This window comes from Allorhizobium sp. NPDC080224, assembly GCF_050281005.1.
Taxonomy (GTDB): Bacteria; Pseudomonadota; Alphaproteobacteria; order Rhizobiales; family Rhizobiaceae; genus Allorhizobium.
This window is the reverse complement of the sequence record NZ_JBNNWJ010000001.1, coordinates 1885176-1898922: the sequence shown is the minus strand read 5'-3', so window position 1 is coordinate 1898922 and position 13747 is coordinate 1885176. Positions and strand designations below refer to the sequence as shown.

Sequence of the window (13747 nt, the reverse complement as noted above, 5' to 3'; positions counted from 1 at the left end):
CGCCACCGAAGCGCACGCGCCCTTCGTCTATCGGTTAGGACACCAGATTTTCATTCTGGGAAGAGGGGTTCGACTCCCCTAGGGCGTGCCACTTCGATCTCTCCCCGACATTGCGGAACCTGTGGACCAGCAAGGCTCAAGTGCTTGTTTGTCCTTACGTTACCGTCCCTCGCCAAGCCTGTGGATAAAATCGTCACACGGGCTCAAAGAGCACTTGCGCTTCGGCCAAGTTCCGGCCATAAGGGCGCCACCGAAGCGCACGCGCCCTTCGTCTATCGGTTAGGACACCAGATTTTCATTCTGGGAAGAGGGGTTCGACTCCCCTAGGGCGTGCCACTTCGTTCTCCCCGACATGAAGAGACTTTCAGCCGTTCAGGGCGCCTTGGCGGCGTCCATGACTCGGAACTGCACCCGCCTGTTGCCCTGCCAATGGTCAGCACTCAACGTGCCCGCGACATGCACCTGGTTGCCACGGTTGTTCATCAGGAAATGGCCGAGATCGGTTTCGGCCGCGCGAAATGCGATTCCCTCCAGTCGACTGCCATCCATGCCTTCGAGCGTGATCTTGATATGGGTGGTGCCGACAGGACGGGCGTCCCTCAGGCGATGCAATGGTACGGCGAAGATCGGCTGCGGATGACCGGAGCCATAGGGACCGGCGGCTTCCAGCTGATCGACCAGTGCAAGCGTCGCGCCTGATGCGCCGATTGCGCCATCGATCTTCAGCGTCTGATTGGCCGCAAGCGCCAGGACCTGCGAAGATGCCTGCTCCTCGAAGAAGCTGCGCAGCCGGCCGAGATTGGCACGATCGACCGTCAGGCCCGCTGCCATGGCATGACCGCCACCTTTGACCAGAAGGCCCTCGTCAACGGCTGCGCGCACCATGCGGCCCATGTCGAAGCCATTGATGGAGCGGCCAGAGCCGGTACCCTTGCCGAGCGGATCGAAGGCGATCGCAAAGGCAGGGCGCTTGAACTTCTCCTTCAGCCGGGCCGCCAGCAGTCCGACGATGCCCGGATGCCAGTGCTCCTTGGCGGTCACGATAACAGAAGCTTTCTCGCCCGTGCCGTATTCCGCCATGGCCTCGGCTTCGGCCTCGGCCAGCATCACCGCCTCCATCGCCTGGCGCTCGCGGTTCAACTCGTCGAGCTTGGCGGCGATCTGATCCGCCTCACTTGCATCGTCCAGCGTCAGCAGACGACTGCCAAGTGCTGCATCGCCGATTCGGCCACCGGCATTGATTCGGGGGCCAAGCAGGAAGCCGAAGTGATAGGGCGTCACGGGACCACCGATGCCGGCTACCCGCAGCAGGGCGGCAAGGCCAGCATTGTTCTGGTGGCGAGCTGCGATCAGCCCCTTCGTCACATAGGCGCGGTTCAGGCCCTTGAGCGGCACGACATCGCAAACGGTCGCCAGCGCCACGAGATCCAGCCAGGCGAGCAGGTCGAGCGAGCGTGCATGCGGATGCCCTGCCTCTCTCAGAACCCGCAGCGTCGCAACGAGAACCATGAAGACAACGCCTGCCGCGCAGAGATGCCCCTGCCCCGACAGATCGTCTTCCCGGTTCGGATTGACCAGGGCGTGGCAGACCGGCATCTCGTGGCCCATCTGGTGGTGATCGATGACGACGACATCGACGCCGCGCCGCTCCGCCGCCCCCAAAGCGTCGACGCTGGTCGAGCCACAGTCCACGGTGATGAGAAGATTGGCGCCCCGTTCGATCAGCTGATCGATGGCAGCAGCATTCGGGCCGTACCCCTCGAAGATGCGGTCGGGAATATAGATCTCGGCCTCGATGCCGAAATGATGCAGGAAGCGAGCCATCAATGCCGAGGACGCGGCGCCGTCCACATCGTAGTCACCGAAGATCGCAACACGCTCCTGGCGGTCGATCGCCTCGACGATCCGGTGAGCGGCGGCATCGCAATCGGTGAGTTTCGACGGATCCGGCATCAGGTTGCGGATCGTCGGATCAAGGAAGGCCGGGGCCTCGTCCACGCCCACGCCGCGCCCTGCGAGAACGCGGGCTACGAGCTCGGGAATGCCGTGGAGTTGGCTGATGGCCAGCGCCTTGTTCTGGCCTGCCTGGTCCGTGCGCGACATCCAGCGCTGGCCACTTGCTGACTGTTCAACGCCGAGAAAGGCGCGGATGACGGGATCTACCGGTTCGGTCGACATTCTTGCTCTTTACGGGGCGCGGCCAAGGTGTGGCTGCGCTACAGGGCCTTAGGCGGCGGAACCGCCCCTTCCCGTTCTATACCGATCGCAAAAAATCACCAGAGGCAGGAGGCCTCATTCAATCCGGTCTCAGCCGGATCAAGACATCAACCAGGCAACCAGCGCGAAGGGAAGCGCCATCACTGCCGCAAAGGCAAGGAGCGGACCCCAGCCGGAATTCGTCTGCCCGGCCCCCAAACCTTCGTGCTCAACCTGGCTCTGATATATGGCAGTTTCATCGTTGCGGTCTGGTGGCAGCGGGCCATTGCCCACGCCGTCCCAGCGCGCACTCCCCTCGCCTAGTGCCATCGACGAACTCCTCCCCAAGACCCCGATCGTGGGCGGAGACTACGCCCGCATTAGACTTTTGGCGAGAGAGGAAGTCTCGGCAGCGCCGAAATCATCAGATTAATGGGGTTTCAGACCGTGCTGAACCGTCCGGAGGCCGTGGCTGGCCCTCGGCCGGCAGCAATTGAGCTCAGGTTTTCGGGCGCTCGATTCGAATCACCTGCGGCTCGCCGATCAGGTAACCCTCGCCCTTGATCGCGCCCACGGCCTTGCGGACCGCGCTTTCCATCGTCGCGTGGGTGACGAGGATGATCGTCTGGGGCCGATCCGGCGTCACCGGCTGCTTGGAATGCTGGACGATCGATTCGAGCGAAATGGCGTTCTCGGCCATCTTCGTCGCGATGCTGGCGAAGACGCCGGTGCGGTCCTGAACGGTGAGGCGGATGAAGTAGCCGCCCTCATGGCTCTGCATCTCGGCCTGGCGATAGGGTTCGAGCAGGTGGGCCGGACGACCGAGCACCGGCACTTCCTGGGCACCGGGGCGGCTCTTGGCGATATCGGTGATGTCACCGAGCACGGCAGAGGCCGTGGCATTGCCGCCAGCGCCGGGGCCGACCATCAGCAGTTCGCCGAGAATGTCGGATTCGAGCGCCACCGCATTGGTGACGCCGTCGACCTGGGCAATCACACTATCGAGCGGCACCATGGTCGGGTGGACGCGCTGCTCGATGCCGCTTTCGGTTTTCTGGGCGACGCCGAGGAGCTTGATGCGATAGCCGAGGTCGGCCGCCGCATGGATATCCTCGATCGAGATGTTCGTGATGCCTTCGAGATAGATCTTGTCAGCCGAGATTTCGCAGCCGAAGGCAAGCGTCGTCAGGATCGACAGCTTGTGGGCCGTGTCGTTGCCTTCGATGTCGAAGCTCGGATCGGCTTCGGCATAACCGAGGCGCTGGGCCTCTTTCAGGCAATCGGCGAAGGACAGGCCCTCGCGTTCCATCCGGGTCAGGATGTAATTGCAGGTGCCATTCATGATCCCATAGATGCGGGAGAAATTGTTGCCGGTGAGCGATTCGCGCAGTGTCTTGATGACCGGGATCCCGCCGGCGACCGCCGCTTCGTAGTTCAGGAGGCGGCCCTTCTCCTCGGCGAGTTTGGCGAGTTCAACACCATGGCGCGACAGGAGCGCCTTGTTGGCCGTCACCACATGCAAACCGCGTACAAGCGCTGCACGGACCGAATCCTCGGCTGCCCCTTCGGAGCCACCAACGAGTTCAACGAAGACCTCGATATCGGCTTCCTTCGCCATCTCAACCGGATCGGCATACCAGGCAATTCCGTCCATCTGAATGCCGCGATCCTTCGAAGAGTCACGGGCAGAGACGGCCGTCACGGCAATCGGGCGACCGCAGGCAACGGCAAGCGCATTGGCGCGGGTCTGGAGGATACGGACAAGCGAGGCACCCACGGTGCCGAGACCCGCCACGCCGATTTTAAGGGCATTCGCCATGAGGCATTCCTGACGTCATCGAAAATAAAATGAGGCGGTCCTGACGGGACCGCCTGGGTATCAACGTGGGCTCAACGGTGGGCGTTGAGCGAAATCACGTTGTGAAGCGTGTCATCGGCTGACGACAGGAACTTCTTGATGTTGCGAGCGGCCTGACGGATGCGGTGTTCGTTCTCGACGAGCGCAAGGCGGACATATTCATCGCCCATTTCACCGAAACCGATGCCCGGTGCCACGGCGACGTCTGCCTTCTCCACCAGCAGCTTGGAGAACTCCAGCGAGCCGAGATGACGGAACTTCTCCGGGATCTTCGCCCAGGCGAACATCGTGGCGGCCGGCGGCGGCACTTCGAAGCCGGCCTTGCCGAAGCTCTCGACCATGACGTCGCGGCGACGCTTGTAGACACTGCGGACTTCCGCGATGTCGGAGCCGTCACCGTTCAGCGCGTGGGTCGCGGCAACCTGGATCGGCGTAAACGCGCCGTAATCGAGATAGGACTTCACGCGGGTCAGCGCCGAGATCAGGCGTTCGTTGCCGACGGCAAAGCCCATGCGCCAGCCGGGCATGGAGAAGGTCTTCGACATCGAGGTGAACTCGACGGTGCAGTCCATCGCGCCCGGCACTTCGAGAACGGATGGCGGCGGATTGCCGTCGAAATAGATTTCCGAATAGGCAAGATCGGACAGCACGATGATATCGTGCTTCTTCGCGAATGCGATGACGTCCTTGTAGAAGTCGAGGCTCGCCACGCGTGCCGTCGGGTTGGATGGATAGTTGATGATCAGCGCCAGCGGCTTCGGGATCGAGTGCTTCACGGCGCGCTCGAGCGGCGGGAAGAAGGTCTCGTCGGGCTCGATCGAGATCGAACGGATCACGCCGCCGGTCATCAGGAAGCCGAAGGCGTGGATCGGATAGGTCGGGTTCGGGCAAAGGATGACGTCGCCAGGCGCGGTGATCGCCTGCGCCATATTGGCGAAGCCTTCTTTCGAGCCGAGCGTCGCCACGACCTGCGTATCGGGATTGAGCTTCACATTGAAGCGACGGGCGTAATAGGCCGCCTGGGCGCGGCGCAGGCCCGGAATGCCCTTGGAGGAGGAGTAACGATGGGTGCGCGGGTCCTGGACGACTTCGCACAGCTTGTCGACAATCGCCTGCGGGGTCGGAAGATCGGGATTGCCCATGCCGAGATCGATGATGTCGGCCCCACCGGCTCGCGCGCTCGCCTTCAAACGGTTGACCTGTTCGAAAACGTAGGGCGGCAGGCGCCGGACTTTGTGAAACTCTTCCATCTTCAACCCCTGAAACCGCGCGGATCAGAAACCGCGGCAGGCGCGCTCGTTGTCCCAGTGACCACACGCTCCGCAACGAACCGCAAAACCGAATGCGCGTGATGATATCCCAATCAAAGCGCTCGCAGGAAATTTTGTCGCAAATCCGACGCAGGGCCTGAATCGCCGACGAAATTTTATGTCAAAAACGCCTCGGTTGCTTTGCGAAAAAAACGCCGCCAGCGCAAGCCTTAATTGGCGATCAGAGCCTGCGTTTCGGGGCCGTGCTGTGCTGCGAGCTTGCGCAGTTCAGCCAGTCTCGCCTGGTAGGCGGCTTCGCTGATGCTGCCGGATTGGCGGGCCGCACCCAGCGAGGTCAACTGTGCCTGCAGCGCGGTCGCCTCGTCATTGCTCAACTGGACATTCGCAGCGTTCAGCGAGCCGGCAAAATTCGGGTAACCGTCTGGATAGGTCGCCCGGGCCTGGGGCGCTTCCGGATTGTCAGGATCCTCGACGGTAACTTCGAGTGCCGTTGGTGCGGCTGCGACTTGCGTCGTGGCCGTTGCAGAAGACTGGCACGCGGTGCCTGCCATCAGTGCGACCAAGGCGACCACGAGCGCCTGCAGAGAATGACCCGAGAGATTGAACTTCTTGTGCACCATGGCCCCGACCGCCCGCGCTTACGCGGAAAACTGACATTCCTCAAGGGCGCAACCGTCGATCCTCATCGAAAGACTATGCGCCAATCGCTGGAACTTGTAGTCGTTTTCATGCAGGATAGGCAAACACAAAAGACGCCAGAACAATCCTGGGGAGGACGGCATGGACAGGACGCGCGAAGAGGCCGAAGCGAACGCCGCGTTCGATCCGAAGCTGATCGAACCCTATATCATCAAGGATCCGCAGGCTCTGACCGTCAACGCGGCCAAGGCGCTGGAAAATCTCGGCAAGGCCGCCTCCCTCTGGCTCAAGCCCCGGGAAACCGGGGAGATCGCCGATCCCATGGCCGAGCCGGTTGCCGAAATGGTCAAGACCATGGGCAAGGTGGCGGAATACTGGATGTCCGACCCGAAGCGGACGCTCGAAGCGCAGACCCATCTGCTCAATGCCGTCTTCGGCGTCTGGAGCCGGTCGCTGGCGCGATTCGCGACACCGGACCAGGCGTTCGCCGATCCCCTGCCCAAGGACAAGCGTTTCTCCGACGAAGACTGGGAGCGCAATCCCTTCTTTGATTTCCTGCGCCAGACCTATCTCGTGCTGTCGCAGTGGGCGGAGAAGATGGTCAATGATGCCGGCGGGCTCGATGAGCACACGCGGCACAAGGCGAATTTCTACATGCGGCAGATCACGGCCGCACTCTCCCCCGCCAATTTCGTCGCCACCAATCCGCAGCTCTACCGCGAGACCGTGCAGAGCAGCGGTGCGAATCTGGTCAAGGGCATGCAAATGCTCGCCGAAGACATCGCGGCCGGAGGCGGTGACCTGCGCATCCGCCAGACCGACACAAGCAAGTTCGCCGTCGGCGAGAACATGGCGATCACGCCGGGCAAGGTGATCGCCCAGAGCGATGTCTGCGAGGTCATCCAGTACGAGGCGACGACCGAGACGGTCTTGAAGCGCCCTCTGCTCATCTGCCCGCCGTGGATCAACAAGTTCTACATCCTCGATCTCAACCCGCAGAAAAGCTTCATCAAGTGGTGCGTCGACCAGGGCCACACGGTCTTCGTGATCTCCTGGGTCAATCCGGACGAGCGGCACGCGGCTAAGGACTGGGAAGCCTATATCCGCGAGGGCGTCGATTTTGCGCTGGACACGGTGGAGAAGGCGACAGGAGAAAAGGAAGTCAACGCCATCGGCTACTGCGTCGGTGGCACGCTGCTTGCGGCGGCTCTGGCTCTTCACGCCCAGGAGAAGAACAAGCGGATCGCCAGTGCCACGCTGTTCACCACCCAGGTCGACTTTACCTATGCAGGAGACCTCAAGGTCTTCGTCGACGAAGGGCAACTTGCCAACCTTGAACAGCGCATGCTGGAGACGGGTTATCTCGACGGCTCGAAGATGGCCGCGGCTTTCAACATGCTGCGCGCGTCCGAGCTGATCTGGCCCTATTTCGTCAACAACTACCTGAAGGGCCAGGATCCGATGCCCTTCGACCTCCTCTACTGGAACTCCGATTCGACCCGGATGGCGGCGGCGAACCACTCCTTCTATCTGCGCAATTGCTACCTCAACAACACGCTGAGCCAGGGCAAGATGGAGCTTGCCGGCAAGCGGCTGTCGCTGAAGGACGTGAAAATCCCGATCTACAATCTGGCAACCAAGGAAGACCATATCGCGCCTGCGAAGTCAGTCTTCGTGGGAAGCAGCCTGTTCGGTGGTCCGGTCGACTATGTCGTCTCCGGCTCCGGACACATCGCCGGCGTCGTCAATCCGCCCGATAAGCAGAAGTACCAGTATTGGACCAATGGCAAGGTTGCGGGAACCTACGAAGACTGGATGGCGAATGCCAAGGAGACATCCGGTTCCTGGTGGCCTCACTGGCAGGTCTGGATCGAAAAGCTAGCCGACGAACGCGTCCCGGCGCGCAAGCCGGGTGGCGATGCGCTGAATGCGATCGGCGATGCGCCCGGACGTTACGTCTTGGCGCGAGTGTGAAGCCGATGGAGCCCTGAAGGCTCCACCCGCTCCAGCGCTTCACAGTGTCGGTACCGTGCCGCCATCGATCACATAGTCCGCACCGTGAATCGATGCCGCGCGTTCGGACGAGAGAAACGCCACGAGTTCGGCAACCTCCTCTGGCCAGGCTGGCCTGCCTAAGGGAATGCCGCCGAGCGCATCCATGATGCCCTGGCGCGCCTGATCCTCACCGATCCCGCCGCTTTCGGCCAGGCGTTGCACCATGCGATCGGCCGCAGACGTGCGGATCCAGCCCGGCGAGACAGTGTTAACGCGCACACCGGATGGCCCAACCTCCTTCGACAGCGACTTGCTGTAGCTTGCGAGTGCCGCCTTCGCCGCCGCGTATGGGGTTGTTGAATCATGCAGCGGCAATCGATGCTGAATCGAGGCCACATGAATGACGACACCCTGTCTGCGCTCAAGCATTTGAGGCACCAGCAGGCGATCGAGGCGAACGGCCGCCAGAAGATTGAGCGACAACTCGTGCTGCCAGAACTCTTCCGTCGCCGCTCTGAAGCCGCCGCCGGGGGTGGATGAGCCGCCGAGGCAGTGGACGAGAATGTCTATTCCGCCGAGTTCAGACAGCGCATGCTTCGCCAACCGGGCGACACCGTCCTCCGTCGACAGATCCGCCTTGACGAACGTCACACCCGTCACCGGTGCTTCCGGCAGGTTTCGGGCGGCTGTTGCGACCCACGCCCCTCCCCGAACGAAGCGCTTCACGATTGCTTCGCCTGCCCCCATCGTGCCGCCGGTGACGACGACACGTTTATTGGCGAATTCCGACGGATCGACCCTGAATTGCATGCTCATGGCGCAATCTCCAGGCTCGAAATCAGGCCGTCCGTCATTTGAAAACGGCATCGCAGGCTGATCGGACTGCCAGGGAAATTGCCCGAGACTTCCGCCGTCGCAAGAAGGTCGTCGCCTTCGCTTTCAATGCTCAGAAGCCTGGAGCGGTCGTCATAGGCGTTGATCGTGTCCTGCATCCAGGCGCCGATTTCGGCCCGACCGCGATGTATGCGGCTTTCGTCGTGGACCACGGCAGTCTCGGAAAATCCGGAAAGTGCTCGTGCGAGGTCGCGCGCATTTCGGCCTTCAAAATAGGCCTCGAGAGGCCCGGTCACGGTGTTCGACATGGGATCAGATCTTTCGTTCTCAGTTGCGAAAGAGCGGCGCGCTTGCTCGAAAACGAAGATGGCGATACGCTTCAAAAATGACAAGAACCGACAAAAAAGTAAGGTACCCACTAAAAAGTAAGGATGCCTTCCTGACGCCCGCCGACGGGGCTCAAGGCGTGGAAAACGTGCTGCGAATCCTCGAAGGTCGCTGGAAGCTGGTGATCCTGTTTCATCTGTTCGGGGGTGCCGTTCTGCGCTTTTCTGAGCTCGAACGCGCCATCCCGGGGATCTCGCAGAAAATGTTGATCCAGCAGTTGCGCCAGATGGAAAGCGACGGGATAGTCCGGCGCATCGTTCATCATCAGGTGCCGCCCAAGGTCGAGTATTGCCTGACGGAGTGGGGACAGGCGCTCTGCCCCGCCCTGGATGCGCTGCTGACATGGGCCATCAACAAGCCCGACGCCGATCAGGCTCCCTGAGCCTCTGCGAAAACAGTCATGATCTTCTCCCCGCCCCTCATCCCTGCCCGGCTCGTGCGCCGCTACAAGCGCTTCCTGTTCGATGCGCTTCTGGAAGATGGCACTGAAATCACAGGGTTCTGCCCGAACACGGGCTCGATGCGTGGGCTCACCGAACCCGGATCACGGATCTGGCTTTCGCAGCACGAAGCCGCGACGCGCAAATATGCTCACTCCCTCGAACTTGTCGAGGCAGACGGGATTGTGGTCGGGGTCAACACCGCCATGCCGAACCGCATCGCGGAGGAAGCGATCCTGGCCGGACTTGTACCGGAACTTTCAGGCTTTTCCTCCCTGAAGCGCGAGCAGCGTTACGGCCGCAACTCGCGCATCGATATCCTGCTCGAAGATGAGACGAAGGGCAGCGTGCATGTCGAGGTGAAGAACGTGCATTTCATCCGAGCGGCGGGTCTCGCGGAGTTTCCCGACAGTGTCACGACACGCGGTGCCAAGCATCTCGACGAAATGGGCGACCTGGTCGAGACCGGCCGGCGAGCGGCGATGCTTTTCGTCATCCAGCGCGCGGATTGCGACCGCCTGAGGATCTGCGCCGATCTCGACCACGGTTATGGCCGCGCCTTTACCCGCGCCATCTCCCGCGGTGTCGAAGCCTATGCGGTACGCTGCCGCCTCGATCCCTTCAAAATCGTGCCCGAAAGCCTCATCCCGATAGACGAAGACGGTCTGCGTGCTTTATGAACGGGCAAAGCTCCTAGATTAGAATTTCCTAGAGGTACCCCATGGTCACCTATATCGACGCGGCGACGGCGCCGCTCAAGAATACCGGCGCGATCCGTCTTTACGGCGCCGAGGACTTTGAAGGCATGCGCCGCGCCTGCCAGTTGACCGCACGCTGCCTCGACGCGCTCGTGCCGATGGTGAAGCCCGGCGTGACGACGGCTGCCATCGACAAGTTTGTCTTCGAGTTCGGCGCTGATCACGGCGCCCTGCCCGCAACACTCAACTATCGTGGCTACAAGTATTCGGTTTGCACCTCGATCAACCATGTCGTTTGTCACGGCATGCCGGACGACAAGCCGCTGCGCGACGGCGATATCGTCAATATCGACGTGACCTACCTGCTCGACGGCTGGCACGGCGATTCGAGCCGAATGTATCCAGTCGGCCAGATCAAACGGGCCGCCGAGCGGCTGATGGAAGTCACCTATGAGTGCCTGATGCGCGGCATCGCCGCCGTGCGCCCCGGCGCTCGCACGGGTGCCATCGGCGAAGCGATCCAGACCTATGCCGAGGCTGAACGCTGTTCGGTGGTACGCGACTTCTGCGGTCACGGCGTCGGACGCCTCTTCCACGACAGCCCGAACATCTTGCATTACGGCAAGGCGAACGAGGGTCCGGAACTGCGCGAAGGCATGATCTTCACCATCGAGCCGATGATCAATCTCGGCAAGCCGCATGTGAAGGTGCTCTCCGATGGCTGGACCGCCGTCACCCGAGACCGGTCGCTGACGGCGCAATACGAGCATACGGTCGGCGTGACCGCCAATGGCTGCGAGATCTTCACGCTGTCGCCTGCCGGCCTCGACCGTCCAGGCCTCGGCTGACGGACGCGCGTCGATACGACCCGCCGCAACTTGAACTTGCGCACGGCGGCAGTCGTGTCACTATATCCTCGCGGCGTATCGGCCGCTCGACCATGAGGGTCAGGATTGGGTGGCATGACGAGCAAGCTTCCGTTCTCAGGTGAATCCCTGCGCCCTGAAGGCGCAGCCGCGCAACAGGTCAACGACCTCTTCGGCTCCGGTCGACAGCTGCCGCATGATGCAGTCGACGAGCGCAGCTTCTTCGCAGAGCAGCCAGCAAGAGAAAACACGCTTGCAAAGGCCGCGTCGACGCGCGCCGCACTGCAGCCGGAGGCCCATTATCTGGGGCACAGGGAGCGACTACGCAGCCGATATCGCGAAGGAGGCGAGACGGCACTCGCCGATTACGAGATCCTCGAACTTTTGCTCTTCCGGCTGATCCCACGCCGTGACACAAAGCCGATCGCGAAAGCACTGCTTGCCCGTTTTCAGACGCTCGCCGGCGTGCTCGGCGCGCCCCCGGCGCTCCTGCAGGAGGTGAAGGGCGTCGGCGAGACAGTGGCCCTCGACCTGAAGCTGATTGCGAATGTCGCCCAGCGCATGCTGAAGAGTGAACTTCGCGAGAAGCAGGTGCTTTCGTCCTGGTCGTCCGTCATCGACTATTGCCATGCGGCAATGGCCTATGAGACCACGGAGCAATTCCGCATCCTTTTTCTTGACAAGCGCAACGTCCTGATCGCAGACGAGATCCAGGGCCGCGGCACCGTCGATCACACGCCGGTCTATCCGCGCGAGGTGGTCAAACGGGCGCTCGAACTGTCGGCGACCGCCATCATCCTGGTTCACAACCATCCGAGTGGCGACCCGACACCGTCACGTGCCGACATCGACATGACCCGCACCATCGTCGAAACAGCCAAGCCGCTCGGCATCACCGTTCACGATCACATCATCATCGGCAAGGATGGCCATGCGAGCCTCAAGGGTCTGCGGCTGCTTTGAGCAGCCCGGTTCCCCACATCTTGGGTGGCGGGAACTGTCACGTTTGGGATGGTGATAACGAAACGGTGACGTTGCCCTGTCATACTGCTTCCGGATAATGTGCGCTGCAGCATGGCGGCAGGCAAACAGAGGCACCTCATGAACCAGTATGACTTCGTCGTGATTGGCAGCGGACCAGCCGGACGCCGAGCGGCGATCCAGGCCGCGAAGCTGGAAAAGAAGGTTCTCGTCATCGAGAAGGGCACGCGGGTCGGCGGCGTCTCGGTTCATACCGGCACGATTCCCTCGAAGACTTTGCGTGAGACGGCTCTCAATCTCACCGGTTGGCGCGAGCGCGGCTTCTACGGCCGTAGCTACCGCGTGAAGCAGGAAATCAACGCGGACGACCTGCGTCGCCGTCTGCTCATCACGCTCGACCACGAGGTCGAGGTGCTCGAGCATCAGTTCTCCCGCAACCGCGTGCAGCAGATGCGCGGCACGGCGCGATTCATCGACGCGCATACGATCGAGGTGACGAAGGAAGATGGCGAAGTGCTGCAGGTGCAGGCCGCCTCGGTCCTGCTCGCCGTCGGCACCCGGCCGTTCAAGCCCTCGCATATCCCCTTCGACGGCGTAAGCATTATCGACAGCGACGAAATTCTCGAGATCAAGGAGTTGCCACGCTCGATGATCGTCATCGGCGCAGGCGTTATCGGCATCGAATATGCCACCATCTTCTCGGCGCTCGATACCGCAGTCACCGTGGTCGAGCCACGCGACACGATGCTCGACTTCATCGACAAGGAAATTGTCGAGGACTTCACCTACCAGCTGCGCGACCGGAACATGAAGCTGATCTTTGGCCAGACAGTCGAGGGCGTAGAGAAGGTCGACGGCAAGTGCCGCGTCACTCTCAAAAACGGTCGTGTTCTGACCGCCGAAATGGTCCTTTTCGCTGCCGGTCGCGTTGGCGCAGTCGATTCGCTGAACCTGGAAGCCGCTGGGCTCGAAGCCGACAATCGCGGTCGATTGAAGGTTAACCCTGAGACATTCCAGACCTCGGTTCCGAACATCTATGCCGCCGGCGATGTCGTCGGCTTCCCGTCGCTTGCGTCTACCTCGATGGAACAGGGCCGAATCGCCGCCCGCCATGCCGTCGGCGCCCCGTCTCATGATCCGCCGCAATTCTTCCCCTATGGCATTTATGCGGTGCCGGAAATCTCGACCTGTGGCCTCACAGAAGAAGAAGTCATTCAGCGCGGCATTCCCTATGAGACCGGGATCGCGCATTTCCGCGAGACCTCACGCGGCCATATCATGGGTCTCGACAGCGGCATGCTGAAGATGATCTTCTCGCTGAAGACCCGCCGTCTTCTCGGCGTGCACATCGTCGGAGAAGGTGCGACCGAACTCGTGCATATCGGCCAGGCGGTGCTGAACCTCAAAGGCACGGTCGAATATTTCGTCGAGAACACCTTCAACTATCCGACGCTCGCCGAAGCCTACAAGATCGCCGGGCTCGACGCTTGGAACCGGATGGGCGAGCTGAAAATCGAGAAGATCGAGCGGCGGGCGGCGGAATAGGACCTAGCCAGCGATAAGCAGCCATGTGCGGAAGGCA

Annotated in this window: 13 protein-coding genes and 2 tRNA genes; 8 read left to right on the top strand and 7 right to left on the bottom strand. The window is 61.7% G+C overall.

The genetic code is table 11. The annotated features are described in order from the left end of the window. The first annotated feature begins 16 nt into the window (after window positions 1-16). A tRNA-Glu gene (locus ACQKP1_RS09530) sits at window positions 17-91 on the top strand. A 170-nt stretch (window positions 92-261) separates the two neighbouring features. Beyond that, a tRNA-Glu gene (locus ACQKP1_RS09525) sits at window positions 262-336 on the top strand. A gap of 36 nt (window positions 337-372) precedes the next feature. Here the strand turns inward: ACQKP1_RS09525 and recJ are convergent. The 5 genes from recJ to ACQKP1_RS09500 form a co-directional block, all read right to left on the bottom strand. Further along, window positions 373-2178 (bottom strand): single-stranded-DNA-specific exonuclease RecJ, encoded by a 1806-nt coding sequence (recJ, locus tag ACQKP1_RS09520; RefSeq protein ID WP_427275053.1) that lies wholly within the window; start codon window positions 2176-2178, stop codon window positions 373-375. A gap of 138 nt (window positions 2179-2316) precedes the next feature. Beyond that, window positions 2317-2526: a hypothetical protein gene (locus ACQKP1_RS09515; protein WP_427275052.1), complete on the bottom strand. Its 210-nt coding sequence runs from the start codon at window positions 2524-2526 to the stop codon at window positions 2317-2319. A 169-nt stretch (window positions 2527-2695) separates the two neighbouring features. Then, window positions 2696-4015 (bottom strand): homoserine dehydrogenase, encoded by a 1320-nt coding sequence (locus tag ACQKP1_RS09510; protein WP_427275051.1) that lies wholly within the window; start codon window positions 4013-4015, stop codon window positions 2696-2698. 71 nt (window positions 4016-4086) lie between these two features. Beyond that, window positions 4087-5304, bottom strand: a complete 1218-nt coding sequence (locus ACQKP1_RS09505) for an LL-diaminopimelate aminotransferase (protein WP_006728496.1) — start codon at window positions 5302-5304, stop codon at window positions 4087-4089. Between the two features lie 230 nt (window positions 5305-5534). Continuing rightward, a complete protein-coding gene (locus tag ACQKP1_RS09500; RefSeq protein WP_427275050.1) occupies window positions 5535-5945 on the bottom strand; it encodes an SHOCT domain-containing protein in 411 nt (136 codons plus the stop codon). Window positions 5946-6105: 160 nt separating this feature from the next. On the opposite strand from ACQKP1_RS09500, the gene ACQKP1_RS09495 reads away from it, so the two are divergent. Then, the gene (locus tag ACQKP1_RS09495; protein WP_427275049.1) at window positions 6106-7938 is read left to right on the top strand and encodes a PHA/PHB synthase family protein; all 1833 of its coding nucleotides are present in this window, start codon (window positions 6106-6108) and stop codon (window positions 7936-7938) included. Between the two features lie 39 nt (window positions 7939-7977). Here the strand turns inward: ACQKP1_RS09495 and ACQKP1_RS09490 are convergent, their stop codons facing one another. Continuing rightward, a complete protein-coding gene (locus tag ACQKP1_RS09490) occupies window positions 7978-8769 on the bottom strand; it encodes an SDR family oxidoreductase (RefSeq protein ID WP_427276430.1) in 792 nt (263 codons plus the stop codon). A gap of 2 nt (window positions 8770-8771) precedes the next feature. Further along, a complete protein-coding gene (locus tag ACQKP1_RS09485) occupies window positions 8772-9101 on the bottom strand; it encodes a nuclear transport factor 2 family protein (RefSeq protein WP_427275048.1) in 330 nt (109 codons plus the stop codon). A 77-nt stretch (window positions 9102-9178) separates the two neighbouring features. Here ACQKP1_RS09485 and ACQKP1_RS09480 point away from each other — a divergent pair, with 77 nt between their 5' ends. From ACQKP1_RS09480 to sthA, 5 genes are all read left to right on the top strand, one after another. Beyond that, a complete protein-coding gene (locus tag ACQKP1_RS09480; RefSeq protein ID WP_203015826.1) occupies window positions 9179-9562 on the top strand; it encodes a winged helix-turn-helix transcriptional regulator in 384 nt (127 codons plus the stop codon). 18 nt (window positions 9563-9580) lie between these two features. Next, window positions 9581-10300 carry a DNA/RNA nuclease SfsA gene (sfsA, locus tag ACQKP1_RS09475; RefSeq protein ID WP_427275047.1) on the top strand — a complete coding sequence of 240 codons (720 nt, stop codon included), beginning with the start codon at window positions 9581-9583 and terminating at the stop codon, window positions 10298-10300. Window positions 10301-10341: 41 nt separating this feature from the next. Further along, a complete protein-coding gene (gene map / locus ACQKP1_RS09470) occupies window positions 10342-11166 on the top strand; it encodes a type I methionyl aminopeptidase (RefSeq protein ID WP_203015823.1) in 825 nt (274 codons plus the stop codon). Window positions 11167-11280: 114 nt separating this feature from the next. After that, window positions 11281-12147, top strand: a complete 867-nt coding sequence (radC, locus tag ACQKP1_RS09465) for a RadC family protein (RefSeq protein WP_427275046.1) — start codon at window positions 11281-11283, stop codon at window positions 12145-12147. Window positions 12148-12285: 138 nt separating this feature from the next. Then, entirely contained in the window at window positions 12286-13710 is a 1425-nt protein-coding gene (sthA, locus tag ACQKP1_RS09460) for a Si-specific NAD(P)(+) transhydrogenase (protein ID WP_427275045.1), read from the top strand. Window positions 13711-13747: the final 37 nt, after the last annotated feature.

What these genes read in the sequence shown, in the direction of transcription:
- ACQKP1_RS09505 (WP_006728496.1), bottom strand. Translation starts at nt 5,304, where the DNA reads ATGGAAGAGTTTCACAAAGTCCGGCGCCTGCCGCCCTACGTTTTCGAA.
- ACQKP1_RS09500 (WP_427275050.1), bottom strand. Translation starts at nt 5,945, where the DNA reads ATGGTGCACAAGAAGTTCAATCTCTCGGGTCATTCTCTGCAGGCGCTC.
- map (WP_203015823.1), top strand. Translation starts at nt 10,342, where the DNA reads ATGGTCACCTATATCGACGCGGCGACGGCGCCGCTCAAGAATACCGGC.
- ACQKP1_RS09515 (WP_427275052.1), bottom strand. Translation starts at nt 2,526, where the DNA reads ATGGCACTAGGCGAGGGGAGTGCGCGCTGGGACGGCGTGGGCAATGGC.
- radC (WP_427275046.1), top strand. Translation starts at nt 11,281, where the DNA reads ATGACGAGCAAGCTTCCGTTCTCAGGTGAATCCCTGCGCCCTGAAGGC.
- ACQKP1_RS09485 (WP_427275048.1), bottom strand. Translation starts at nt 9,101, where the DNA reads ATGTCGAACACCGTGACCGGGCCTCTCGAGGCCTATTTTGAAGGCCGA.
- sthA (WP_427275045.1), top strand. Translation starts at nt 12,286, where the DNA reads ATGAACCAGTATGACTTCGTCGTGATTGGCAGCGGACCAGCCGGACGC.
- sfsA (WP_427275047.1), top strand. Translation starts at nt 9,581, where the DNA reads ATGATCTTCTCCCCGCCCCTCATCCCTGCCCGGCTCGTGCGCCGCTAC.
- ACQKP1_RS09490 (WP_427276430.1), bottom strand. Translation starts at nt 8,769, where the DNA reads ATGCAATTCAGGGTCGATCCGTCGGAATTCGCCAATAAACGTGTCGTC.
- ACQKP1_RS09510 (WP_427275051.1), bottom strand. Translation starts at nt 4,015, where the DNA reads ATGGCGAATGCCCTTAAAATCGGCGTGGCGGGTCTCGGCACCGTGGGT.
- recJ (WP_427275053.1), bottom strand. Translation starts at nt 2,178, where the DNA reads ATGTCGACCGAACCGGTAGATCCCGTCATCCGCGCCTTTCTCGGCGTT.
- ACQKP1_RS09495 (WP_427275049.1), top strand. Translation starts at nt 6,106, where the DNA reads ATGGACAGGACGCGCGAAGAGGCCGAAGCGAACGCCGCGTTCGATCCG.
- ACQKP1_RS09480 (WP_203015826.1), top strand. Translation starts at nt 9,179, where the DNA reads ATGACAAGAACCGACAAAAAAGTAAGGTACCCACTAAAAAGTAAGGAT.